We start from the raw sequence: 24,767 nt of genomic DNA on the forward strand, positions 1-24,767 counted from the left end.
ACTACGCTGATGTTCCGGCCGCGTGGGGAGGGCGGAGGGACTGCGGTGAGCACAGTGGACCCACGCTCTGGCGCGCGCGCCCCGCTGTTTTTTCTCAGCTATTCCCTGCCGCCGATCCACTGGGTCACCGGCAACCCCGCCGAGAACATCTCCCGCTTCTACAAGGACCTGTCGGTCCACGTCAGCGAGCTGGTCGGCCCGGTGACCGGAGTGGATCCCGGCTTCCTGGACAGCTCCATCGCCGGCGGGGAACGCTGGAGCCCCGAGCTGCTCCAGGCCGCCGGCACCTGCCAGGTCTTCGTTCCGCTGGTGTCCAGCGCGCTGCTCGGCAGCGACTGGTGTGGCCGGGAGTGGGACGCCTTCGCCCGCCGGCGGATCGTCCCGCGACCCGGTGCCTCCTCGGCGCACGAGACGGCGATCGTGCCGGTCACCTGGTCGCCGACGGACGGCACGCCACTGCCCCGGGTGCTCCGCGACATCCAACGGTTCTCCCCGACCGCGATGCCGGACCCGGACATCGCGGTGCACTACCAGCGGGATGGGGTCTACGGATTGCTGACCATGCAGTGGGAGAACGCCTACCGGGCGGTGGTCTGGCGGCTCGCCCAGCGGATCGTGGCCATCCACCGGTCGTACCTGGTGGAGCCCTGGGTGCCGGCGAGCGTGGACGAGCTGTGCAACCGGTTCGTTGAGGAGCCCGGATGAGCCCGCCGGCGGGCCGACGCAAGGCGGCGGATCTGGGGACGTACTTCTTCCTCAGCTATGCCCACTCCGCTCCGCCGCAGGGCGCCCAGGCCGACACCGACGTGTGGGTCGGCAAGTTCTTCGCCGACCTGACCGACGAGGTGACCCGCCAGGCGAAGCCGGTGGCCGGGATGCGGATCGGGTTCTTCGACCAGCACATCCCGTTGGGCGCCGACTGGAAGGCGGCCCTCGCGGAGGCGCTCGGTGCCGCGGAGGTGTTCGTCCCGCTCTACTCGCCCGGCTATTTCAGCCGCCCGTGGGCGCTGGGGGAACAGGAGTCCTTCCGGGCCCGGCTGGCCGCCGCCGGGCCGGCCCGGGCGGCCGCCGGCCACCTCACCCCGGTGCTGTGGATCCCCTTCCCACCGTGGGAGACCCATCCGGAGCTGGACGGCGCTCTCGACCTGGGCCGGGACGTCCCGGAGTACGCCGAGAACGGCCTGCGCGCGCTCTGCATGCTGGCCTCCTACCGGACACAGTACGAACTCCTGCTGAGCCGGTTGGCCGGCCGGGTCGTGCACACCGCCGAGCGGCGGCCGCTCGGCCCGTCCCGGGCACCCGGCCTGGACGAGGTCACCCGCCCGGCACCGGCCGACCCGGACTTCGTCGTCGCCGTCCTCGCACCCACCCGGGACCGCCTGCCGGCCGACCGTGATCCCGCCGGCTACGCGGCCAGCGGCCGGCTCTGGCGGCCGTACGGCAGCCGTCAGGAACTACCCGCCGCCGAATACGCGGCCAGCACGGCCGAGCGGCTCGGGCTGTCGGCGCGTACGGCGGACTTCGCGCAGGCCGCCGGGCTGCTCGATCGCAGACCGGCCGTGCTGCTGGTCGACCCGTGGATCGTGACGGCACCGGATGCGCTCGGCACCGTCGAAGGCCTGCTGCACGGCCTGCGGGAGTGGGTCGTCCCGCTGGTGGTCACCGACGACGACGATGCGCAGGACACCGCCCGATGGGCCACCGAGGTGACCGAGCTGCTGCACGACGCCGGCCTGCCCCAGGTGAAGCGGGCGTGCACCATGCGGGAGTTCGTCGACCTGATGCCGGCGCTGGTGACCGAGGCCCGCCGCCAGTTCCTCAAGCACGCCCCGGTCGTCGCCTTCCCCCCGCCGGAGCCGGTGCCCAGCCTGCGCGACGTGCCGCCCAACCCCGGCCCGGCGACTCTGCCCGACCCTGCGTCCCCGCCCGATGATCCGGCGACACCGCGTCCCCACGGAGAGACCCCATGAGCAACGATCGCGAAGGCCAGGTCGTCACCTTCTACTCGTTCAAGGGTGGAACGGGCCGGACGATGGCGCTGGCCAACGTGGCCTGGATCCTGGCGGCCAGCGGACGGCGGGTCCTGGTCGCGGACTGGGACCTCGAGTCACCCGGCCTGCACCGCTTCTTTCACCCGTTCCTCGACGCCGAGGCGATCCAGGGCACCAGCGGCGTCATCGACCTCATCCGCGACTACGAGTGGGAGACCACCCGGGCCGACGACCGCCCCGAGCGGTGGATGGAGCAGTACGCCCGGGTCGGCCGCCACGCGTTCTCGCTGCGCTGGAACTTTCCCGACGGCGGCGGCCTCGACTTCCTCTCCGCCGGCCGGCAGAACAGCGACTACGCCGTCTCGGTCAGCGGGCTGGACTGGGACAACTTCTACAACCGGCTGGGCGGGGCGCAGTTCTTCGAGGCGCTGCGGGCGGACATGAAGCGGCAGTACGACTTCACCCTGATCGACAGCCGGACGGGGCTGAGCGACGTCGCCGACATCTGCACCCTGCACCTGCCGGACACCCTGGTCGACTGCTTCACCCTCAGCGACCAGGGCATCGACGGTGCGGCCCGGGTCGCGCACTCGGTGCGGGACCGGTACCGGCGGCGGGACATCCGGGTCCTGCCGGTGCCGATGCGGGTGGACCAGGCCGAGAAGGAGCGCGCCGAGGCCGGCCGCCTGCTGGCCATGCGCCGGTTCGCGGGGCTGCCAACGGGCATGACGGAGGCGGAGCGGCGCCGGTACTGGGCGGCGGTGGAGGTCCCGTACCGGCCGTTCTACGCGTACGAGGAGACGCTGGCGACGTTCGGCGACCCGCCCGGCTCGCCGACGTCGTTGCTGGCCGCGTTCGAGACGTTGACCGGGATCCTCACCGACGGCGCGGTGACCGCGCTGCCGGTGATGGACGAGTCGGTGCGGGAACGGGGCAAGGCCCGCTTCCGCCGGCGTACCGAGGCGATCGACGACCAGATCGTGCTCCGCTGCGCCCCGGAGGACGCCATCTGGGCCGAGTGGCTGGAGCGGGTGCTCAGCGCGGCCGGGATGCGGGTGGTGGACGCCGCGTCCGCCGTCGGGTCCGCCGGCACGCCCGCCCCGCGCACGCTGACGGTGGTCTCGCCGGCCTACGTGGCGACGCCGTCCGGTGGCCTGCCGGCCCGCGACACCAGCACCGGTTCGACGGCACTCGCCGTGTACGTTGCCGATCTGCGCCCGCTGGCGGAGTTCCCGGCCCAGAGCTCGACCAACCTGGTCAACGTGAGCGTCGCGACGGCTGTGGAGCGGGTGTTGCGGCTGGTCGGCCGGCCGGTGCCCGCAGCAGCGGACGGCCCGGCGGGCGGCGGCGCCCGCTATCCCGGCGCCGAGCCGTTGATCTTCAACGCGCCCAACCGGAACGCCCGGTTCACTGGCCGTGAGGACGACCTGGCGCAACTGCGCAGGCAGTTGCAGAGCGGGGGCAGCGCGGTGGTGCTGCCGGTCGCTCTGCAGGGCATGGGCGGCGTCGGCAAGACCCAGGTCGCCCTGGAGTACGTGCACCGGTTCAAGGCCGCCTACGACGTGGTCTGGTGGATCGTTGCGGACCCGCCGCAGTTCGTCGACACCGCGCTGGCCGACCTCGCCGGTCGGCTCGGCATCGCCGCCGGGCCCACCCTGCCCGACACCGTCCGGTCGGTGCTCCAGGTGTTGGGCCGGGGCGAGCCGTACGAGCGGTGGCTCGTCGTGCTCGACAACGCGGAGGAACTCGACCAGATCGAGCCGTTCCTGCCACAGGGGCCCGGGCACGTCCTGCTGACCTCCCGCAACCGCGCCTGGGGCGATCGGGCGAACCCCATCCAGGTCGACGTCTTCGACCGGACGGAGAGCGTCGCCCACCTCGCTCAGCGGGTGCCCACGATCAGCGCCGAGGAGGCCGATCGGGTGGCTGAGGCGCTCGGCGACCTGCCGATCGCCGTGGCCGCCGCCGGCGCGTGGCTCGCCGACACCGGCACGTCGGTCGCGGACTACCTGCGGCAGATCGAGCGGCACGGGCCCAGCGCGCTCTCCGTGGAGGCCACCTGGGACCTGTCGTTGAACCGGCTGCACGATCAGGCGCCCGCCGCGTACCGGCTGTTGCAGCTCTGCTCGGTGCTGGCTCCGGAGATCGCCCTCGACCTGATCTACAGCGACGAGATGGCGGCGGCCCTCGTGCCGTTCGACCCGTCGGTGTCGGAGCGGCTCGTGCGCGGCGCACTGATCCAGCAGATCAACCGGTTGGCGCTGCTCAAACTGGATGTCCAGGGCGGTCGGGTCCAGGTGCACCGGCTTCTGCAGGCGGTGGTTCGGGACCGGATGACCGACGACGAGATCGTCACCGCCCGGCATCAGGCGCACCTGGTGCTCGCCGCGTCCCGACCCCGCGGCGACGTCGACGACCCGACCACCTGGCCCCGGCTGCGCATGCTCTGGCCACACCTGGAGGTCTCCGAGGCGGTGACCTGCCCCGACGAGTCGGTGTGTCAGCTGCTGATCGACCGGGTCCGCTACCTGTGGCAGCGCGGCGGCCTGGAGCAGGCTGACGGGTTCAGCCGGCTGGTGGACGACACCTGGTCTGCCCGGCTGGCGGGTCTGGACGACGAGGGCGAGGCCACGGCGCTGGGTCGACAGCTGCTGCACCTGCGGTTCAACCGGGCGAACATCCTGCGCAGCCTGGGTCGGTTCGACGAATCCCGCGACCTGGACGAGGCGGTGCTGGCCGAGCAGCGCCGGCTGCTGGGCAATCTGCACCCGCACAGTCTGATGACCGCCGGCAGCCTCGCGGGTGACCTGCGGGCGCTCGGCCGGTACGCCGAGGCGCTGGAACGGGACCGGTCCACCTACGCCTCCTGGCTCCAGGTGTTCGGCGAGGATCATCCCCGGACGCTGAGCGCGGCCAACAACCTCGCCGTCTCGTACCGGCTGGTCGGCGACTACCGGTCGGCCCGCCGATGGGACGACGAGGTGCACCAGCGGCGGCGGCTGGTGCTCGGCCCCACCAACCCCTACACGCTGATCTCTGCTGTCCGCCTCGGCAGCGACCTGCGCGAGGCCGGCGAGTACGAGCGGTCGGCCACCCTGCTGCGCACCGTCCACGACGCGTACTGCGAGGTGCTCGGGCCCGACGACGGCCTCTCCCTCGGCGCCCAGGTCAACCTGGCGGTGTCCCTGCGCAGTGCCGGGCGGGCCGGCGAGGCCGCGCCGATGTTCGAGTCGGCCTACCGGAAGCTCGAAGAGCGCTTCGGCCCGGATAATCCGGACACGGTGGCGTGCCGGTCGAGCCGGGCTGCGAACCTGCTGTCCGTCGGCGACGCGGTCCGGGCACTGACCGAGATGATCGCGGTCAGCCAGGCGTACGAGGAGGAGCTGCGCCTGGGCCCCACCCATCCGCACACCCTGGCGACGTTGAGCAACATCTCCGCCGCCGAACGTGCGGTCGGCCGTCGGTCGGCGGCCCTCGCGTCGGCCACGCGTGCGGTCGGCGAGCTGCGCAAGGTGCTCGGCCCCGAACACCCGCACACCCTGGCGGCCGAGGTGAACCAGGCGGTGTGCTCCGCCGAGGAGGGAGAGTGGGTGCCGGCGCGGGACCGGCTGCGGGAGACCGCCGACCGGCTGTCCGGGGTGATCGGCGCGGATCACCCCGACACGCTGCGCTGCCTCGGTGATCTCGCCCTGGTGTCGAGGCACGCCGGCGACGGCGCTCCCGCCGAGGCCGTTACCGCAGTGGCCGACCGGTTGGCCGAGGTGCTCGGCCAGGAGCATCCGACCGTGCAGACCCTGCGTGAGCGGCGGTTCGTCGTCCGGGTGATCGACCCGCACCCGTTCTGACCGACGGCGGGAGGCGGCTCGGCGGGCGGTCCAGCCGTCCGGGCCGCCGTGGCCGTGGTGCGGCTCGGGCTTACAGCTGCGGGCTGGCCGCGAGTTCCGGCGTGGCCAACCAGGCCAGGGTCTGCGGCAGGATCTCCACCGCGCCGAAGTGCGCGGCGCCGGCCTGCACCTGGACCTCGGCGTGCGGGATCCGCGCGGCGAGCCACCGGGAGTGCTCCACCGGGGAGAACCGGTCCTGCTCGCCGTGCCACAACCGGACCGGCGCGCGGATGGCGCCGAGGTCGAACCCCCAGCCCCGTCGTATCGCCAGCACGTCGTCGATCCAGCCCTCGGGGCCGTGCCGCAGCGCTTCGGCGTACATGTCGGTCAGCAGCCGGCGGATCGCGATGTCGTCGACCACCCGGATGTCCGCCTCGGGCAGCTGGGGGCGGAGGAATTCCAGCAGCGTCATCGGATCCCGCCGGGCCTGTTCCGCGCGGACCTGCAAACTGAGCGTGAGCTCGGCCAGGTCCTCGTCGGCCTGCCCGTAGTCCTCGACGTTGTTCTCCGACATGCCGGCGTACCAGTCCAGGTCGGGTGCGCCGGCCGGGGCGAGCCCCACCAGCACGGCGGCCCGGGTGACCCGGTCCGGCAGCAGCGCGGCGCAGGCCAGGGCGTGCGGCCCGCCGCCGGAGCGGCCCACCACGGCGAACCGCTCGATGCCGAGGTCATCGGCGATGGCCGCCACGTCGGCCGCCGCGTCGGCCACCCGTCGACCCTCATGCCGGCAGGAGTCGCCGTAACCGGGCCGGTCGTAGCAGACGAGTTGCACGCCGAGGCGGTAGAGGACGATGCCGCGCGGGCGGGGACCGCTGCGGCTGCCCGGCGTACCGTGCAGCAGGAAGACCGCGGGCCCGTCCGGCGAGCCGGAGGTCTCCACCGCGAGGTGCCGGCCGTCCGGAGTGGCGACGGAGCGCTGTGCCGCATGTTGTCGCGTCACGGTTGCCTCCCGCGGGTCGTCATGTGCTCCCCCGAGTGCGGAGCCGCGCATCGGCGGCGCCGAGTGCAAAGCCCCCGAAATCGCCCAGAACACATTCTTGTTGTGCAGCGTACTGCCCGTCGTGGGCCCCCGCCATGGGTCACCGGGTCAATGCCGGTCGGCCGGGCCCGCCGGCGGGGCCGCTACCCTGGTAGCTCGAGGGGAAGGGGCACCAAGAGGGTGGCTAGGACCTACAACGTCGTGACGTACGGCTGCCAGATGAACGTGCACGATTCCGAGCGCATTTCCGGCCTGCTCGAACAGGCCGGCTACGTACGCGCGGCGCCGGCCGACGACACCCCCGACATCGTCGTCTTCAACACCTGCGCGGTGCGGGAGAACGCCGACAACCGGCTCTACGGCAACCTCGGTCGTCTGCGCCCGGTGAAGGACAAGCACCCCGGGATGCAGATCGCGGTCGGCGGCTGCCTGGCCCAGAAGGACCGTGGCGAGATCGTCCGCAAGGCGCCCTGGGTGGACGTGGTCTTCGGCACGCACAACATCGGTGCGCTGCCGGTGCTGCTGGAGCGAGCCCGGCACAACGCCGCCGCCGAGGTGGAGATCCTGGAGTCGCTGGACGTCTTCCCGTCCACGCTGCCCACCCGGCGTGAATCCACGTACGCCGGCTGGGTCTCCATCTCGGTGGGCTGCAACAACACCTGCACGTTCTGCATCGTGCCCGCCCTGCGCGGCAAGGAGAAGGACCGCCGCCCCGGCGACATCCTCTCCGAGGTGCGCGCTCTGGTCGACGAGGGCGTACTGGAGGTGACCCTGCTCGGGCAGAACGTCAACTCCTACGGTGTCGAGTTCGGCGACCGGTACGCGTTCGGCAAGCTGCTGCGCGCCTGCGGCGACATCGACGGGCTGGAGCGGGTCCGGTTCACCAGCCCGCACCCGAAGGACTTCACCGACGACGTGATCGCCGCGATGGCCGAGACGCCGAACGTCTGCCACTCGCTGCACATGCCGTTGCAGTCCGGCTCCGACGCAGTGCTCCGGGCGATGCGCCGGTCCTACCGGTCCGACCGCTACCTGGGGATCATCGAGAAGGTCCGGGCGGCGATGCCGGACGCGGCGATCACCACCGACATCATCGTGGGCTTCCCCGGCGAGACCGAGGCCGACTTCCAGCGGACGCTGGACGTGGTTCGCGAGGCCCGGTTCTCCTCGGCCTTCACCTTCCAGTACTCGAAGCGCCCCGGCACCCCGGCGGCGACGATGGACGATCAGCTGCCCAAGCAGGTCGTGCAGGAGCGCTACGAGCGGCTGGTCGCCACCGTGGAGGAGATCACCTGGGCGGAGAACAAGCACCTGGTGGGGGAGACCGTCGAGGTGCTGGTCGCGGTCGGCGAGGGTCGCAAGGACGAGCGGACCGGCCGGATGTCCGGCCGAGCCCGCGACGGTCGGCTGGTGCACTTCGCGACCACGGCGTCCGATGGTGTGTCGCTGGCCGATCAGATCCGGCCCGGGGACATCGTGCACACCGCGGTGACGTACGCCGCCCCGCATCACCTCAACGCCGACGGCGCGCCGCTGGCGCACCGGCGGACCCGGGCCGGCGACGCCGCCGAGGCGGGCCGCTCCCCGCGTACCCGCGGGGTGTTGCTCGGCCTGCCCACGATCGGCGCCCCGGCGGTCGCGGCCGCGCCCACCAGCGGCTGCGCCGCCCACTGAGTGAAAGGAAGGGCCCCTTGTTATCGCCCGGCGATAACAAGGGGCCCTTCCTTTCACTGTGCGCCGGTCAGATCGCGATCCGGGCAGTCCCGGCAGCTCAGCAGCCGGTGCCGTTGAGCCGCACCGTGCCCGGGGCGCTCGCGGTGCCGTTGGCGGTGAAGCCCACGGTGACCGACCCGCCCGCCGACAGGGACGGAGCGTGGCTCGGGGCCGCGGCCGTGACAGTCGTACCGGACTGCGTGACGGTGGCGTTCCAGCCACTCCCCAGCGTCACCCCGGACGGCCAGCTCCAGGTCACCGACCACGGGTTCACCGCGGCCGACCCGGCGTTCCGCACGGTCAACTCGCCCTGGAAGCCGCCCTGCCAGGCATTGACCTGCCGGTAGGTGGCCGAGCAGGCGCCGGTCGGCGGGTTGCTCGGCCCGCCGGTGGGTGGCGTCGGGCCGGTGCCGCCGGACGGCGCGATCAGGTACGGCTGGAGGATCGCCTGCTTCGTGGTGTTGATGCTGGTCCAGTCGTCCAGCGCGATGCCGCCGGTGTCGCCGGAGTTGGGGTTCCACGACCAGTAGGTGAAGGACATCCCGGTGACCGCGGTGCCGGTGTAGGCCATCAGCTTCTCCAGCCATACCCGGTCCTTCGGGTCGGCCAGCGTGCTGCCGAACTCACCCATCATGATCGGCGCGATGTTCTGCTTGTGGAGGTAACCCCAGTACCGGTCCCAGATGGCTGGCATGTTCGCCGGATAGTCCGGCGCGTCGAACCAACTCTGCCGGTAGACCGACGTGGCGTACTCGTGCGGTGAGTAGACGAGTCGATTGGCCACGTCCAGCCGTACCGGGAACTGGCCGGCCTTGGACAGGTTGCCACCCCACCAGCCGCAATCCTCGTCGTTGCTCGGGTCGTTATCCCAGACGTTGGAGAGGCCGCCACTCGGGCAGCTCACCCCCTCCACGAAGATCAACCAGTTGGGCTGGCCGCCGAGGATCGCGTTGCCGGCCCGCTCGGCGGCGAGCCGCCAGTCCCGGGCCGGGTCGCCACAGCCCCAGCAGGCGCCGATGGCCGCCGGGTTGGTGCCCTCGGCGTGCGGCTCGTTGTGCAGGTCCGCGCCGATCACCGTGGGGTTGCCCGCGTACCGCTGGGCGAGCATCTTCCAGTCGTTGATCCAGGTTGCCTCGGAGACGGTCGAGGTGTACCAGAGCGGCGACTGCCCCGCCGACGTCGGCCGGTGCCGGTCCAGGATGACCCGCATCCCCTTGCTCCCGGCGTACTCGATCACCTTGTCCAGGATCTGCAACGGGGAGAGCCCGACCAGGTCCGGGTTGACGAAGTCGTTGATCCCGCTGGCGGTCGCGCCCGGCTTCAGCGCGTCGTTCGAGTACGGCACGCGCAGCGTGTTGTAGCCGAGCCGGGTCATCGTGTCGAGCTGCCCCCGCCACGGGTTGCTCGACCAGAGCCCGTGGAAGGTCTTGTTGTCGGTCTCCATGCCGAACCAGTTGATGCCGGTCAGCCGGACCGTGGTGCCGGTGCTGTCCACGATCTGGTTGCCGCTGGTGTGCAGGTACCCGGTGCCGGTTCCAGCTGCGGCGGCCGGGCTGGTGCTGACGGCGGCGATGAACACGCCGGCCGCGGCGGTGACGAGCGCGGTCAGCGCGCCGCCAAGTGCGGTGGGACGGAACATGCGAGCTCCACTTCGGAGGCCCGGCGCCCGCCGTGGGCGGCGCGGGCGGGCGGCCGTCCGCACGCCACGGTCCCTTTGGGGGTACGCGGACAGTGCGCGACGGCCGAGGTCACGCGGACGGGGACACTCGCGGAGGCTCACCGACGACCCCCGACGGCGGTGTCCCGCCGTCGTCGCCCTCGTGCCGGTGACCCAACCTGGCTCCGGCGCCCATTCTCATCAGCCCAGCTCGATGCGTCAACAAGGCCCCGGCTGCCGCTCCCACCCCGCATGATCGTGCTCGATCCTGGAGGTAGTGGTCTCACCCTGGGGTGGATGCCACTACAACCAGGATCCAGTGCGACCTTGGGGCGGCGTGCGGGGTGCGGATACGCCGGAGCCCCGGTCCCGTGCGGGACCGGGGCTCCGGAAGGCTCAGGTCAGGTCAGCCGGCCTGCTCGGCGAGCTGGAGGAACTGCCGCTTGGCGGCGAGGGCCTGCTCGGCCTCCTTGATCCGGCGAGCGTCCCCGGCGCTCTGCGCCCGGGCCAGCCGGTCCTCGGCCTCCGCCACCTGCGACCGCATCTGGGCGAGCAGCGGGTTGTCCTCCTTGGTGGTCCGGCGCCAGGCCGAATCCATCACCTCGCGGACCTTGTCGTCGATGACGCGCAGCCGGCGCTCCAGCCCGGCGGCGGCCTCCCGGGGCACCCGGCCGGCCTCGTGCCACTGGGCCTGGATGTCCCGCAGCTTGGCCTGGGCGCCCTTCGGGTCGGCGTCGATGTCCAGTGCCTCGGCCTCGGCCAGCAGAGCCTGCTTGCGCTCCAGGTTGGCGCGCTGCTCGTTGTCGCGGGCGGAGAAGACCTCGCTGCGCCGGCTGAAGAAGGCGTCCTGCGCGGCCCGGAACCGTTCCCAGAGCTTCTGCTCGGCCTCCTTGGAGGCGCGCGGCGCGGCCTTCCACTGGGTCATCAGCTCCTTGAGCTGGTTGGCGGTGGCCGCCCAGTCGGTGGAGTCCTTGAGCGTCTCCGCCTCGGCGACCAGCTCCTCCTTGGCGGTCTGCGCCTGCTTGCGCTGCGCGTCCAGGGAGGCGAAGTGGGCGCCCCGGCGCCGGGTGAAGCCGTCCCGGGCGGCGGCGAACCGCTTCCACAGCTCACCATCGGCCTTCTTGTCGACTCCGCGGATGGTCTTCCACTCGTCGAGGATCTCCTTGAGCCGGTCGCCGGCGGTCTTCCAGCCGGTTGACTCGGCGGCGAGCTTCTCGGCCTCCTCGACCAGCGCGGTCTTGCGGGCCAGGGCTTCGCCGCGAGCGGCGTCCCGGGCGGCACGCGCCTCGCCGGCCTTCTCCTCGGCGAGGGTGGCCAGCTTGTCCAGCCGCGCGGCCAGCGCGTCGATGTCGCCGACCACGTGGGCCTCGGGCAGCGAGGCGCGGATCCGCCGAATCGTGCTCAGCGAGTGCCCGGCGTCCGCCGCACCCGAGTTGAGCCGCGCTTCGGTCAGGTCCACCTCGGTCACCAGATCGGCGAAGCGCCGTGCGAAGTGCGCGAGGCCCTCCTCCGGTGCTCCCGCCTGCCAGGATCCGACCACCCGCTCGCCCTCGGTGGTCTTGACGTACACGGTGCCGTCCGCGTCCACCCGTCCGAAGGCAGTCCAGTCGCTCATGTGCCCATCCTCGTTCTCCCGGCGTCGAGGGAACCGTCCCCCGTCGCCGCCACGGCGCAGCCAAGTTGCTTCCGGCATTGTCACAGGTCCGACCCGGTCCGCGTCGAGCGCCTATCGCCGACCGTGACCATACGGTGTCCTAGGGCCCGATTGACCGGATCAGCGCGGAGACGCACCGGGGATTCCCGCTACGGTAAACGGGTGCCACTGGTCGCCGCCGCCGTCTGCCCGCATCCGCCCCTGCTCGTGCCTGAGGTGGCGGGCGCCGCCGCGCCCGAGTTGGACGATTTGCGGGCGGCCTGCGACACCGCCGTACGCGGGCTGCTGGCCGCCGACCCGTCCACCGTGGTGCTGCTCGGCGCCGGCCCGGTGACCGGCCCGGTCCCGCCTCCGGCCACCGGCTCCCTGCAGCCCTGGGGCGTCGACCTGGACGTGCCGCTCGCCCCCGGCCAGCCGGACCGGGGCGCGGTGCTGCCGCTGAGCCTGACCATCGGTGCGTGGCTGCTGGCCCGGCACGCCGTGCGGCTGCCGGTGACCGCCGTGCAGGTGGCCGCCGACGCCGCCCCCGCCGAGCTGGCCGCGCTCGCCGACGAGGTCGGCGCTGTGGGTGCCCGGGTGGCACTGCTGGTGCTCGGGGACGGGTCGGCCTGTCGGGGGGAGAAGTCCCCGGGGTACGACGACCCGCGCGCCAACGCGTACGACCAGCGGGTGGCGACCGCCCTGGCCGAGGCGGACGTGGATGTCCTGCTCGATCTCGACCCGGTTGTGTCCGCCGAGCTGAAGGCCGCCGGCCGGGCGCCCTGGCAGGTGCTCGCCGGCGTGGCCCGGTCGACCGGCGGCGGGTGGCGCGGCGAGCTGCTGCACGACTCGGCCCCGTACGGCGTCGCCTACTTCGTGGCGTCCTGGGTGCCGGCGTGAGTGGCGACGGGGGCCGCCCGATCGGCACCGTCGTCGCGGTGGTCGGCCCGACCGCGGCGGGCAAGTCGGCGTTGAGCATCGCGTTGGCGCATGCCCTGGACGGGGAGGTGGTCAACGCCGACTCGATGCAGCTCTACCGTGGCATGGACATCGGCACCGCCAAGCTGACCCCCGCCGAGCGGGACGGGGTGCCGCACCACCTGCTGGACATCTGGGAGGTCACCGAGCCGGCCAGCGTCGCGGAATACCAGCGTCTGGCCCGCGCGGCGGTGGACGACATCCTGTCCCGGGGGCGGGTGCCGCTGCTGGTCGGCGGCTCAGGGCTGTACGTGCGGGCGGTCCTGGAGCGCTTCGACTTCCCCGGCACCGACCCGGAGCTGCGCGAGCGGCTGGAACGGGAGCTGGCCGAGGTCGGCCCGGCGCCGCTGTACGCGCGGCTGCGCGCGGCCGACCCGGCCGCCGCCGAGGGCATCCTGCCCGGAAACGGCCGGCGGATCGTCCGGGCCCTGGAGGTGATCGAGCTCACCGGTGCCCCGTTCACGGCGTCGTTGCCGGAGCCGGCCCCGTACTACCCGTCGGTGCAGCTCGGAGTCGACCTTGACACCGGGCTGCTGGACGAGCGGATCGCGCTGCGGGTCGACCGGATGTGGGCCGACGGCCTGCTGGCCGAGACCCGCGAGCTGGTCGGGCGGGGGTTGCCCGAGGGGCGGACGGCCAGCCGGGCGCTCGGCTACCAGCAGGTGCTGCGGTTCTTCGCCGGTGAGTTGACCGAGACGAAGGCGCACGACGAGACGGTCCGGGCCACCCGGCGGTTCGTCCGCCGGCAGCGGTCCTGGTTCCGGCGCGACCCGCGGATCCACTGGCTGGATTCGGCCGCGCCGGACGTGATCGAGGCCGCCCTGCGTCTGGTGCCCGCTCCTGCGCGATGATGGGGGCGTGGAGTTCACCAAGGGCCATGGCACCGGCAACGACTTCGTCGTTCTCCCCGACCCGGACGGTCAGCTCGATCTGACCCCGGAGCTGGTCGCGGCGCTCTGCGACCGGCGGCGGGGCATCGGCGCGGACGGGGTGCTGCGAGTGGTCCGCGCGGCCAAGCATCCGGAGGGTGCCGGGCAGGCCGGTGAGGCCGAGTGGTTCATGGACTACTGGAATTCCGACGGCTCGTTGGCCGAGATGTGCGGCAACGGCGCCCGGGTCTTCGTCCGCTACCTGGTCGACACCGGGCTGGCCATGCCGGCCGGTGTGGCGCTGCCGGTGGCCACGAGGGCAGGCGTCGTGCGCGCGCGGGTCGAGGGGGACGTCATCGCCGTCGAGATGCGCCGCCCCCGGCTGCACGCCGACTCGACCGCCACGCTCGGCGGGCTGACCCTGCCCGGCACCGCCGTGGACGTCGGCAACCCCCACCTGGTCTGCGTCCTGCCGGCCGGTCTGGAGCTGTCCACGCTGAATCTCGCCACCGCGCCCGGATTCGACCCGGCGCTCTTCCCGAGCGGCGTGAACGTGGAGTTCATCGTGCCGGGCGAGCCGGTCGACGGCACCGACGAGCACACCCTGATGCGGGTGTACGAGCGCGGCAGCGCGGAGACCCTCTCCTGCGGCACGGGCGCCTGCGCGGTGGCCGCGGTGGCCCTGCGCGACGCGGCCCGGGACACCGGCAGCGTCGCCGTCGACGTTCCCGGCGGCCGGGTCACGGTGACCGTCACCGAGGACTCCTGCTGGCTGTCCGGCCCCGCCCTCCTGGTGGCCAGCGGCGAGGTCGACCTCGCTGCGCTGCCCGCCTCGGCCTGACGCCCGGCGGCGCTGGCCCGTCCGGTCCTCTGCCGCCCGCGTGCCGCGTCTGCTGGTCGCCCGTGTGCCGCGTCTGCTGGTCGCCCGTGTGCCGCGCTCGACCGCGGTCGGTCACCGCGAAGCCTTTGCTCTGCTTCACCCCACGCAACGGTTGATGTCCGGTAATCGGACACCGACCGTTGCGGTGGTTGAAGCAGAGCAAAGCGGGGGAGACGACCACCAACCGGTCGTCTCCCCCGCTCACGTCGATACCGGCGTGTGCCGGGCCGGCTCCGCGTCGATCAGTCCGTCAGGGGGTGGCGCTGGCGTTGGCGGCGATCTCGGGGAGGTCGGCGGGGCCCGGGTCGGCGGCCGGCAGCGGGCTGGGGTTGTGGGCGGCGGCGCGGACCGCGGCGGCGACCGCCGGGGCGACCCGGGAGTCGAAGACGCTGGGCACGATCACCGTCGGGTTGATCTTGTCTTCGCCGACCACGTCGGCGATGGCCTGGGCGGCGGCGAGCGCCATCTCCTCGGTGAACTCCTCGGCGTGCGCGTCCAGCATGCCGCGGAACACCCCGGGGAAGGCGAGCACGTTGTTGATCTGGTTCGGCTGGTCCGAGCGGCCGGTGGCCACCACGGCGGCGTGCTTGCGTGCCTCCCGCGGGTCGACCTCCGGGTCCGGGTTGGCCAGCGCGAAGACGATCGAGTCCTTGGCCATCTGGGCGATGTCGTCGCCGGTGAGCAGGTTCGGCGCGCTGACCCCGATGAAGACGTCCGCGCCCCGGATCGCACCCGGCAGGTCGCCGGAGTAGTTCTCCTTGTTGGTGTTGTCCGCCAGCCACTGCCACGCCGAGTTGAGCCCGGTCAGCCCACGGTGCAGGGCGCCCTCCCGGTCGTACGCGATGATGTCGCCGACGCCCTGGCGCAGCAGCAGCTTCATGATCGCCGTGCCGGCCGCGCCGGCGCCGGAGACCACCACCCGCACGTCCGCGAGCTGCTTGCCCACGACCCGCAGCGCGTTGGTCAGCGCGGCCAGCACGCAGATCGCGGTGCCGTGCTGATCGTCGTGGAAGACCGGGATGTCCAGCAGCTCACGCAGTCGGGCCTCGATCTCGAAGCAGCGCGGCGCGGCGATGTCCTCCAGGTTGATCCCGCCGTACGCCGGCGCGATCGCCTTGACGATGGCCACGATCTCGTCGGTGTCCTGGGTGTCCAGGACCACCGGCCAGGCGTCCACCCCGCCGAAGCGCTTGAACAGCGCCGCCTTGCCCTCCATCACCGGCAGCGACGCGGCCGGGCCCAGGTTGCCCAGGCCGAGCACCGCCGAGCCGTCGCTGACCACCGCGACGGTGTTGCGCTTGATGGTCAGCCGGCGGGCGTCCGCCGGGTTCTCGGCGATCGCCATGCAGACCCGGGCCACCCCGGGGGTGTACGCCCGGGACAGCTCGTCGCGGTTGCGCAGCGCGACCTTCGAGGTCACCTCGATCTTGCCGCCGAGGTGCAGCAGGAACGTCCGGTCCGACACCTTGCGCACGTCCACGCCGTCCAGCGCGGTCAGCGCGTCCACCACCTGGTCGGCATGGCCGGCGTCGGCGGTGTCGCAGGTCAGGTCGACGATCACGTGGGTCGGGTCGGAGTCCACCACGTCCAGCGCCGTGACGATCGCCCCCGCCTCGCCGACCGAGGTGGTGAGCCGGCCGATCGAGGAGGCGTCCGCGGTCACGGCGATCCGGATGGTGATCGAGAATCCGGCGCTCGGCAGTCGGGTGATGGCCACGGGGTCCCTCCGTCACAGCTGTGCGGCCGCTCGGCCGCCGCCCAGCATTTCTACCGGGTTGTCGAGGTCGACCGGCATTCGCCCCCGCTTTTGGCGACCTTCGGCACGGGCATATAGCAGGTGCGCTCGGCGTTGACACATGTCAGGATTACGTTCTACTTATCAAAACGGACAGGAGAACCGCTTGCGAGACCAGGAGAGCTTTGTCCCCGTCGAGGACGAGCTCGACGACGTCACCACCGGCGAGATGGAGCTGTCGGAGCGGCAGTCGCTACGACGCGTACCGGGCCTCTCCACCGAGCTCACCGACGTCACCGAGGTGGAATACCGGCAGCTGCGGCTGGAACGGGTCGTCCTGGTGGGGGTCTGGACCGAGGGCACGGTGACCGATGCGGAGAACTCGCTGACCGAGCTGGCCGCGCTCGCCGAGACCGCCGGCTCGCAGGTGCTCGAGGGGCTGATTCAGCGCCGTACGCGACCCGACCCGGCCACCTACATCGGCCGCGGCAAGGTCGACGACCTCGGCGCTGTGGTGCTCTCCACGGGCGCCGACACGGTGATCTGTGACGGTGAGCTGTCCCCGTCCCAGCTGCGCAACCTGGAGCAGCGCACCAAGGTCAAGGTGGTCGACCGGACGGCGCTGATCCTCGACATCTTCGCCCAGCACGCCAAGAGCAAGGAGGGCAAGGCGCAGGTCGAGCTGGCCCAGCTGGAATACCTCCTGCCGCGGCTGCGCGGTTGGGGCGAGACGCTCTCGCGGCAGACCGGTGGTAGCGGTCGCGGCGGCGGCGCCGGCGGCGGCGTGGGTGTGCGTGGCCCCGGTGAGACCAAGCTGGAGACCGACCGGCGGCGCATCCGGCACCGCATCTCCCGGCTGCGCCGCGAGATCAAGAGCATGAAGACGGTACGCGTGACCAAGCGCGCACGGCGCACCCGTAACGCCGTCCCCGCGGTGGCCATCGCCGGCTACACCAACGCCGGCAAGTCCAGCCTGCTCAACCGGCTGACCGGCGCGGGTGTGCTGGTGGAGAACGCGCTCTTCGCGACGTTGGACCCGACCACCCGTAAGGCCACCGCCGCCGACGGGCGCCTCTACACCCTCTCGGACACGGTCGGCTTCGTCCGGCACCTGCCGCACCAGATCGTCGAGGCGTTCCGCTCGACGCTGGAGGAGGTCGCCGAGGCGGATCTGGTGGTGCACGTCGTCGACGGCGCCCACCCGGACCCGGAGGAGCAGGTACGGGCGGTCCACGAGGTGCTCGCCGAGGTGGGCGCCGACCGGCTCCCCGAGCTGCTGGTGGTCAACAAGACCGACACGGCCGACGAGGACACGCTGCTGCGGCTCAAGCGGCTCTGGCCGGACGCGATCTTCGTCTCCGCGCACACCGGGCGGGGCGTCGAAGGGCTGCGCGAGGCGATCGAGGAGCGGCTTCCCCGACCGGCCGTGGAGGTCCGGGCCGTCCTGCCGTACGACCGGGGTGACCTGGTGGCACGGGTGCACCGTACGGGCGAGGTGCTCAGCACGTCGCACCTGCCGGAAGGCACCCTGCTGCACGTGCGGGTCGGCGAGGCGCTCGCCGCCGAGTTGGCGCCGTTCGACGTTGAGCGACAGGGGCAGACGGCCGGCAGCCGGCGCTGAGCGGCCCCGGCGTCATCCCCCGGAAACGCGCGGCATGCGACACTGACCGAATGCGCCGCGTTGTTTCCTCGGTCACGGTTGCCCTCGGCCTGTTCGGGGCAACCGTGGCGCTCGCCGGAGTGGCTGTCGCCGCTCCCGCCCCCGCATCTCTCGAAGCGCCCGCCGTCACTCCCGGTAAGAAGCGGTGCACGATCGCCGACGAGCGACTGCGCGAGCTGTCCGGGATGGTGGTGACCAAGAGCGGCTACATCGTCATCAACGACGGCACCGAGGTCTCGGCACGCAAGCGGGTCTTCTTCCTGGACAGCAAATGCAAGATCTCGAAGGACCCGGTCCGCTACTCGGGGGATGGCCCGTTCGACACCGAGGACCTCGCTCTCTCACCGAACGGCGCGACCCTCTGGATCGCGGACACCGGCGACAACGTCTTCGCCAAGGAGCGCCGTAAGCGGGTCGCGCTCTGGTCGATGCCGGTCACCGGCGGCAAGGAGCCGGTGCTGCACCGGCTCTCCTACCCCGAGGGCAAGCCCCACGACGCCGAGGCGCTGCTCATCGGCAACGATGGCAAACCGCTGATCATCACCAAGGTGACCAGCGGGAAGGCCGAGATCTACACCCCCACGGCGGCGCTGAAGAACGGCGACACCGACCCGGTGCCGATGCGCAAGGTCGGCGACATCGCGCTGCCCAGGACAGAGACCGAGAACCCGCTCAACACGTTCGGCCGGGTCGCGATCACCGGCGCGGCGCGGTCGCCGGACGGCACCCGGGTGGTCCTGCGCACCTACGCGGACGCCTTCGAGTTCGACGTGACCGGCGGCGACATCGTCGGCGCGCTCACCACTGGCAAGCCCCGGGTGACGCCGCTCACGGACCCGTTCGGTGAGGCCATCAGCTACACCACGGACGGCAAGACCTTCCTCACCGTCTCCGACGGCCAGCAGTTCACCGAGGAGGAGACGGTCGACATCCTCAGCTACACGCCGTCCACCTCAACGGCGCAACCGCTGGCGGAGGATGCCGGTGAGTCCAAGTCGGCCGCCTCCAAGTCCTGGATCGACGGGATGAGCTTCGACGACATCACGTACCTGGTCGGCGCGGTCGGGCTGATCGGCCTGCTGCTGGTTGGTGCGGGCATCGTCGGCATCCTCCGGGCCCGCCGCCGCCCGCCGACCGCCGATGGCTCCGACCGGTCGGATCCGGACGGCGAGCCTCTGGGCCCGCCCGGCGCCCGTGCCGACGACGGGTTCCCGGCCGGTGACCGTGCGGGTGGCGTCTACGGTGGTGGCGCGCCGGCCGGTGGGGCGGTCTACGGCGCCGGCGGCGGGACGTACGGCGGCGGCGCGGGTCGTGGTGGTCCCGCCCCGGCGGGCGGCGGGGTGTACGGCGGTGGCCGTCCCGCGGCCGCCGACGGTGGCTACGGCCCTGCCCCGGCGGGCGGCCCGCCCGGCGTCTACGGCGGGGGTCGTCCCCCGGCGGGCGGCGGTGGTCGGCCGGCGGGTGGCGGCGGTCGTCCTCCGGGCGGTGGCCGTTCCGGCGGAGGCGTGTACGGCGGCGGAGGCCAGCCCGGTGGTGGTGGCCAGCCCAGCGGCGGTCGGGCGGAGCCGCCACGGCGTGGTGGGCCGGAGCCGGACTACCGGGGCCAGCGGCCCGGTCGTCGGCGTGAAGAGGACGCGCCCGTGGACCCGTACGGGCAGTATCCCGGGGGCGGTCGCGGCCACCGGGGCGACCGCTACTGACGCGTCCCGGCCACGTGCCCTGACGCACCCTGAACGACTGCACCGCCCTGGGCGGCGCGGGTGAGTGCCGTGGGCACTCACCCGCGGACCGGTCAGATCCGGCGCAGCACCGCCACGACCCGGCCCATGATGGTGGCGTCGTCACCGGGGATCGGGTCGAAGGCTGGGTTTTGCGGCATCAGCCAGACGTGCCCGTCGCGCCGCCGGTAGGTCTTGACGGTCGCCTCGCCATCGAGCATGGCTGCCACGATCTCGCCCGAGTCGGCGGTGGGCTGCTGCCGGACGACCACCCAGTCGCCGTCACAGATCGCGGCGTCGAGCATCGAGTCGCCCTTGACCTGGAGCATGAAGACCTCGCCCTCGCCCACCAGCTCGCGGGGGAGGGGGAAGATGTCCTCCACCGCCTGCTCGGCGAGGATCGGCCCACCGGCGGCGATCCGGCCGAGCATCGGCACGTATGCCGGGGTCGGCCGCTGCGCGCGGGACAGTTCGTCGTCGATGGCCTCGCTCGGGGCCCGGACGTCCACCGCGCGCGGCCGGTTGGGGTCGCGGCGCAGGAAGCCCTTCTTTTCCAGCTCCTTGAGCTGGTAGGCGACGCTGGACGGCGACACGAGGCCGACCGCCTCGCCGATCTCCCGGACGCTCGGCGGGTAGCCGTGGCGCTCCACCCAGCTGCGGATGAACTCCAGGATGCGGCGCTGGCGGGCGGTCAGGTCGACCGTCGCCGGGTCGGGGAAGGTGCTGACCACCGGGGTGACCGGGCGCACGACGGGCTGGCCCGTCCGGCTGCGCGCGGCGCTGCGGCGTCGGGTGGCCGGCGGGCCCGCCTCGGTGATCTGCTGCGGGCTCTTCGGCCGGCTGGCCCGGTCCTCGGTCACGTCCGTCCTCCCTGGTCGGCGCTGGGTGCCTCGTCGGCTCGTGGTGCGTGCGGTGGTGCCACGACGGTGCTGGGGGTGGTGCGTCGCCGCGTGTGGCGAAGATCCATCGCACCCGGCTGTTCCTGACCGTATAGGTGAGATCGGTCATTTTCAAACATCTGTACGACCTCTCACCGGCGTGTCGGGGTGAAAAACCGCTCCTGTCGTACGGATGTTCTGATAAATGGTACGTCGGATAGCACGGGTGTTCGATCCTCGGTCGTTTTGCGGGCTACTTCGGCCCGTTGGCCGGTAACCGCGGCGGGGGTCCGGCGTTGGGTCTTCCGGTGGAGCGCTGGGGGTGGATGACCGGATGGTCCGTGACGCGCCGGACACGCCAGCCAACTTGACCCGGGTTCGCCAGCGACATACGGTCAACCCCTAGATGTAGTAGTGACACGGGCGTAAGTTGCCTACAGGTTGGGTCCGACTGCCGACCGCACTCTCGTAACGTCGACCACGGCGGGCGCCGTCTCCGGACGGCACCGTCGTGGCGAGCCGTGCCCGGGAGTGCCCGGCGCAACCGTGGTTGATCATGATTAGGAGGTAGGCGATGCGGTGTCCGTACTGCCGGTACGCCGACTCCCGGGTGGTCGACTCGCGGGAGGCCGACGACGGTCAGCTCATCCGGCGGCGACGGTCCTGCCCGGAGTGCGGCAAGCGGTTCACCACCGTCGAGGAGGCGGTCCTCGCGGTCGTCAAGCGCAGCGGGGTGACCGAGCCGTTCAGCCGTACGAAGATCATCGGCGGGGTGCTCAAGGCGTGCCAGGGCCGGCCCGTCGACGAGGACTCGATCGCGCTGCTGGCCCAGAAGGTCGAGGAGACCGTGCGGGCCAAGGGTGCCGCCGAGATCCCCAGCCATGACGTGGGGCTGGCCATCCTGGGCCCTCTGCGGGACCTGGACGAGGTGGCGTACCTGCGGTTCGCCAGCGTCTACCGGTCCTTCGACTCGCTCGCCGACTTCGAGCAGGAGATCGAGACATTGCGGGCCGCGGCCCGCGCCCGGGAGGGCGCGGCCCAGGCCGGGGCGGCGGGGACCGCCGGCCGTACCAACTGAGGTTTGTGTTGCTGACAGGTGGAAGCGCGGCGGGTGGCCGCGTGGACGAGGGGGCGGATGAGATGTCGGGGGATGGTGTGACGACAAGCAGGTCACGGAGCAAGGCCAGCGCGAGCGCCGGGGTGAAGATCGAGCGGGTGTGGACGACCGAGGGGGTCCACCCGTACGACGAGGTCACCTGGGAGCGCCGCGACGTCGTGATGACGAACTGGCGGGACGGCTCGATCAACTTCGAGCAGCGCGGGGTGGAGTTCCCGGAGTCGTGGAGCGTCAACGCGGCGAACATCGTGACCACCAAGTACTTCCGGGGCGCGGTGGGGACCCCGGAGCGGGAGTGGTCGCTCAAGCAGTTGATCGACCGGGTGGTCAGCACCTACCGCACCGCGGGTGAGGAGTACGGCTACTTCGCCAGCCCGGCCGACGCCGAGATCTTCGCGCACGAGCTGACCTGGATGCTGCTGAACCAGGTGTTCAGCTTCAACTCGCCGGTCTGGTTCAACGTCGGTACGCCGTCGCCGCAGCAGGTCAGCGCCTGCTTCATCCTGTCCGTCGACGACTCGATGGACTCGATCCTCGACTGGTACAAGGAGGAGGGGCTGATCTTCAAGGGCGGCTCCGGCTCCGGGGTCAACCTGTCGCGGATCCGCTCGTCCCGTGAGCTGCTCTCCTCCGGCGGCAACGCCTCCGGCCCGGTCAGCTTCATGCGCGGCGCGGACGCCTCGGCCGGCACCATCAAGTCCGGCGGCGCGACCCGGCGGGCGGCCAAGATGGTCATCCTCGACGTGGACCACCCGGACATCCAGGAGTTCGTGGTCACGAAGGCGCGCGAGGAGGACAAGATCCGCGCGCTGCGCGACGCCGGGTTCGACATGGACCTCGGCGGCTCCGACATCGTCAGCGTGCAGTACCAGAACGCCAACAACTCGGTCCGGGTCTCCGGCGAGTTCATGGCGGCGGTGGAGAACGGCGGCGGCTTCGACCTGCGCGGCCGGCTGGACGGCTCGGTGATCGAGACCGTCGACGCCAAGAAGCTGTTCCGCGCCATCTCCCAGGCCGCCTGGGAGTGCGCCGACCCGGGCCTGCAGTACGACGACACGATCAACGACTGGCACACCTGCCCGGAGACCGGGCGGATCACCGCGTCGAACCCGTGCTCGGAGTACCTGCACCTGGACAACTCCTCGTGCAACCTTGCCTCGCTCAACCTGATGAAGTTCCTCCGCGCCGACGGTGGCTTCGAGGTGGAGAAGTTCGTCAAGTCCGTCGAGTTCGTCATCACCGCGATGGACATCTCCATCTGCTTCGCGGACTTCCCGACCGAGAAGATCGGTGAGACCTCCCGCGCCTACCGGCAGCTCGGCATCGGCTACGCCAACCTGGGCGCCCTGCTGATGGCCACCGGCCTGCCGTACGACTCGGAGCAGGGCCGCTCGGTCGCCGCGGCGATCACGTCCCTGATGACCGGCACCGCCTACCGCCGCTCGGCCGAGTTGGCCGGCGTCGTCGGCCCGTACGACGGCTACGCCCGCAACGCCGAGCCGCACAAGCGGGTCATGCGCAAGCACGCGGCGGCCAACGACGAGATCAAGCCGACCAGCCCGGTGGCCACCGCGATCGTCCGCGAGGCGACCAGGCAGTGGACCCAGGGCAACAAGATCGGCGACAAGAACGGCTGGCGCAACGCGCAGGCGAGCGTCCTCGCCCCGACCGGCACGATCGGCTTCATGATGGACTGCGACACGACCGGCGTGGAGCCGGACCTGGCGCTGGTCAAGTTCAAGAAGCTGGTCGGCGGCGGCTCGATGCAGATCGTCAACCAGACGGTTCCGCGTGCCCTTCGCAGCCTCGGCTACCCCGAGGAGCAGGTCGAGGCGATCGTCGAGCACATCGCCGACAACGGCCACGTGGTGGACGCCCCCGGCCTCAAGCCGGAGCACTACCCGGTCTTCGACTGCGCGATGGGTGAGCGGACGATCGCCCCGATGGGTCACGTACGGATGATGGCGGCCATCCAGCCGTTCGTCTCCGGCGCGATCTCCAAGACGGTCAACATGCCGGAGGCGGCCACCGTCGAGGACGTCGAGAAGATCTACTTCGAGGGCTGGAAGCTCGGCCTCAAGGCGCTGGCGATCTACCGGGACAACTGCAAGGTCGGCCAGCCGCTTTCGGTGGCCAAGTCCAACAAGGCCACCGAGCCGGCCGCCGTCGAGACCGCAGCCGCCGCGCCGGCCGCGGTGGAGAAGGTCATCGAGTACCGGCCGGTGCGTAAGCGCCTGCCGAAGAAGCGCCCGTCCGAGACGGTCAGCTTCTCCGTCGGTGGCGCCGAGGGCTACCTCACCGCGTCGTCCTACCCGGACGACGGCCTCGGCGAGGTCTTCCTCAAGATGTCCAAGCAGGGCTCGACCCTGGCCGGGGTGATGGACGCCTTCTCGGTGGCCATCAGCATCGGTCTGCAGTACGGCGTGCCGCTGGAGACGTTCGTCAGCAAGTTCACCAACATGCGCTTCGAGCCGGCCGGGATGACCGACGACCCGGACGTGCGGATGGCGGCCTCGGTGATGGACTACATCTTCCGTCGCCTGGCGTTGGACTTCCTGCCGTACGAGCGCCGCGCCGAGCTGGGCATCTTCACCGCCAGCGAGCGGGCCGCGCAGCTGCGGGCCGAGGCCGACGCGGAAGCCGCCGCCGTGACCGGCGCGGAGCTCACCGCGATGGCGTCCTCGGCACCGGTGGAGGCCCCGGCCAAGCCGGAGGCCGTCGCGCAGCCGGCGCAGGAGATGGTCGAGGTGGCCGCCGCCAAGCCGGCTCCGAGCGTGGGTTCCAGCACCGAACTGCTCGAGGCCGTGATCGGCAAGGCCGCCGACGCGCCGCTCTGCTTCACCTGCGGTACGAAGATGCGCCCGGCCGGTAGCTGCTACGTCTGCGAGGGCTGCGGCTCCACCAGCGGCTGCAGCTGACGTACGCGATCGACCGTATTACCCGCGAGCGCGGCAGGGATCACCTGCCGCGCTCGCGGCATTCCCGCCTGATCGACTCGGGTTCAATGAAATCGGGGCATCATCCTCGCCCGGATACCCCGACATCACGGAACCCGAGTCGATCGTGATGGACCGA

General features: G+C 71.8%; 16 protein-coding genes. 11 read left to right on the forward strand and 5 right to left on the reverse strand.

Features of this window, described 5'->3' with window-relative positions:
- Window positions 1–45 precede the first annotated feature (45 nt).
- Genes ACWD6N_RS24020 through fxsT form a run of 3 tightly spaced genes read left to right on the forward strand, consistent with a single transcriptional unit; the run spans window position 46 to window position 5,836 of the window.
- On the forward strand, window positions 46–705 hold the full coding sequence (locus tag ACWD6N_RS24020; RefSeq protein ID WP_354963172.1) for a TIR-like protein FxsC: 660 nt from the start codon (window positions 46–48) through the stop codon (window positions 703–705).
- Window positions 702–1,970: a TIR-like protein FxsC gene (locus tag ACWD6N_RS24025; RefSeq protein ID WP_387325348.1), complete on the forward strand. Its 1,269-nt coding sequence runs from the start codon at window positions 702–704 to the stop codon at window positions 1,968–1,970. The genes ACWD6N_RS24020 and ACWD6N_RS24025 overlap by 4 nt, the downstream gene beginning before the upstream one ends.
- Entirely contained in the window at window positions 1,967–5,836 is a 3,870-nt protein-coding gene (fxsT, locus tag ACWD6N_RS24030) for an FxSxx-COOH system tetratricopeptide repeat protein (protein WP_354963170.1), read from the forward strand. The genes ACWD6N_RS24025 and fxsT overlap by 4 nt, the downstream gene beginning before the upstream one ends.
- Before the next feature lie 70 nt (window positions 5,837–5,906).
- On the opposite strand, the gene ACWD6N_RS24035 is transcribed toward fxsT, so the two are convergent.
- A complete protein-coding gene (locus tag ACWD6N_RS24035) occupies window positions 5,907–6,815 on the reverse strand; it encodes an alpha/beta fold hydrolase (protein WP_354963169.1) in 909 nt (302 codons plus the stop codon).
- 219 nt (window positions 6,816–7,034) lie between these two features.
- Here ACWD6N_RS24035 and miaB point away from each other — a divergent pair, with 219 nt between their 5' ends.
- Window positions 7,035–8,528, forward strand: a complete 1,494-nt coding sequence (gene miaB / locus ACWD6N_RS24040; protein WP_387325344.1) for a tRNA (N6-isopentenyl adenosine(37)-C2)-methylthiotransferase MiaB — start codon at window positions 7,035–7,037, stop codon at window positions 8,526–8,528.
- A gap of 97 nt (window positions 8,529–8,625) precedes the next feature.
- On the opposite strand, the gene ACWD6N_RS24045 is transcribed toward miaB, so the two are convergent.
- Both ACWD6N_RS24045 and ACWD6N_RS24050 read right to left on the reverse strand, forming a co-directional pair.
- Window positions 8,626–10,206 (reverse strand): cellulase family glycosylhydrolase, encoded by a 1,581-nt coding sequence (locus ACWD6N_RS24045; RefSeq protein ID WP_450005177.1) that lies wholly within the window; start codon window positions 10,204–10,206, stop codon window positions 8,626–8,628.
- A 424-nt stretch (window positions 10,207–10,630) separates the two neighbouring features.
- The gene (locus ACWD6N_RS24050) at window positions 10,631–11,839 is read right to left on the reverse strand and encodes a DUF349 domain-containing protein (RefSeq protein WP_354963166.1); all 1,209 of its coding nucleotides are present in this window, start codon (window positions 11,837–11,839) and stop codon (window positions 10,631–10,633) included.
- Between the two features lie 201 nt (window positions 11,840–12,040).
- On the opposite strand from ACWD6N_RS24050, the gene ACWD6N_RS24055 reads away from it, so the two are divergent.
- The 3 genes from ACWD6N_RS24055 to dapF are packed head-to-tail and all read left to right on the forward strand — an operon-like array spanning window position 12,041 to window position 14,545.
- A complete protein-coding gene (locus ACWD6N_RS24055; protein ID WP_354963165.1) occupies window positions 12,041–12,757 on the forward strand; it encodes a class III extradiol dioxygenase subunit B-like domain-containing protein in 717 nt (238 codons plus the stop codon).
- Window positions 12,754–13,686 (forward strand): tRNA (adenosine(37)-N6)-dimethylallyltransferase MiaA, encoded by a 933-nt coding sequence (gene miaA / locus ACWD6N_RS24060; protein WP_354963164.1) that lies wholly within the window; start codon window positions 12,754–12,756, stop codon window positions 13,684–13,686. Before ACWD6N_RS24055 ends, miaA begins: the two co-directional genes overlap by 4 nt.
- Window positions 13,687–13,693: 7 nt before the next feature.
- Window positions 13,694–14,545 carry a diaminopimelate epimerase gene (gene dapF / locus ACWD6N_RS24065; protein ID WP_354963163.1) on the forward strand — a complete coding sequence of 284 codons (852 nt, stop codon included), beginning with the start codon at window positions 13,694–13,696 and terminating at the stop codon, window positions 14,543–14,545.
- Between the two features lie 289 nt (window positions 14,546–14,834).
- On the opposite strand, the gene ACWD6N_RS24070 is transcribed toward dapF, so the two are convergent.
- The gene (locus ACWD6N_RS24070) at window positions 14,835–16,301 is read right to left on the reverse strand and encodes an NAD-dependent malic enzyme (protein WP_354963162.1); all 1,467 of its coding nucleotides are present in this window, start codon (window positions 16,299–16,301) and stop codon (window positions 14,835–14,837) included.
- Window positions 16,302–16,485: 184 nt separating this feature from the next.
- Between ACWD6N_RS24070 and hflX the strand changes: the two genes are divergently transcribed.
- The gene (hflX, locus tag ACWD6N_RS24075; RefSeq protein ID WP_354963161.1) at window positions 16,486–17,940 is read left to right on the forward strand and encodes a GTPase HflX; all 1,455 of its coding nucleotides are present in this window, start codon (window positions 16,486–16,488) and stop codon (window positions 17,938–17,940) included.
- Between the two features lie 50 nt (window positions 17,941–17,990).
- On the forward strand, window positions 17,991–19,679 hold the full coding sequence (locus tag ACWD6N_RS24080; RefSeq protein ID WP_450005178.1) for a hypothetical protein: 1,689 nt from the start codon (window positions 17,991–17,993) through the stop codon (window positions 19,677–19,679).
- 92 nt (window positions 19,680–19,771) lie between these two features.
- Here the strand turns inward: ACWD6N_RS24080 and lexA are convergent, their stop codons facing one another.
- Window positions 19,772–20,557: a transcriptional repressor LexA gene (gene lexA / locus ACWD6N_RS24085; RefSeq protein WP_354963159.1), complete on the reverse strand. Its 786-nt coding sequence runs from the start codon at window positions 20,555–20,557 to the stop codon at window positions 19,772–19,774.
- Between the two features lie 592 nt (window positions 20,558–21,149).
- Here lexA and nrdR point away from each other — a divergent pair.
- Entirely contained in the window at window positions 21,150–21,653 is a 504-nt protein-coding gene (nrdR, locus tag ACWD6N_RS24090; protein WP_354963158.1) for a transcriptional regulator NrdR, read from the forward strand.
- 62 nt (window positions 21,654–21,715) lie between these two features.
- On the forward strand, window positions 21,716–24,610 hold the full coding sequence (locus tag ACWD6N_RS24095; RefSeq protein ID WP_354963157.1) for a vitamin B12-dependent ribonucleotide reductase: 2,895 nt from the start codon (window positions 21,716–21,718) through the stop codon (window positions 24,608–24,610).
- Window positions 24,611–24,767 lie beyond the last annotated feature (157 nt).

This window comes from Micromonospora sp. NPDC005163 (genome assembly GCF_053599835.1).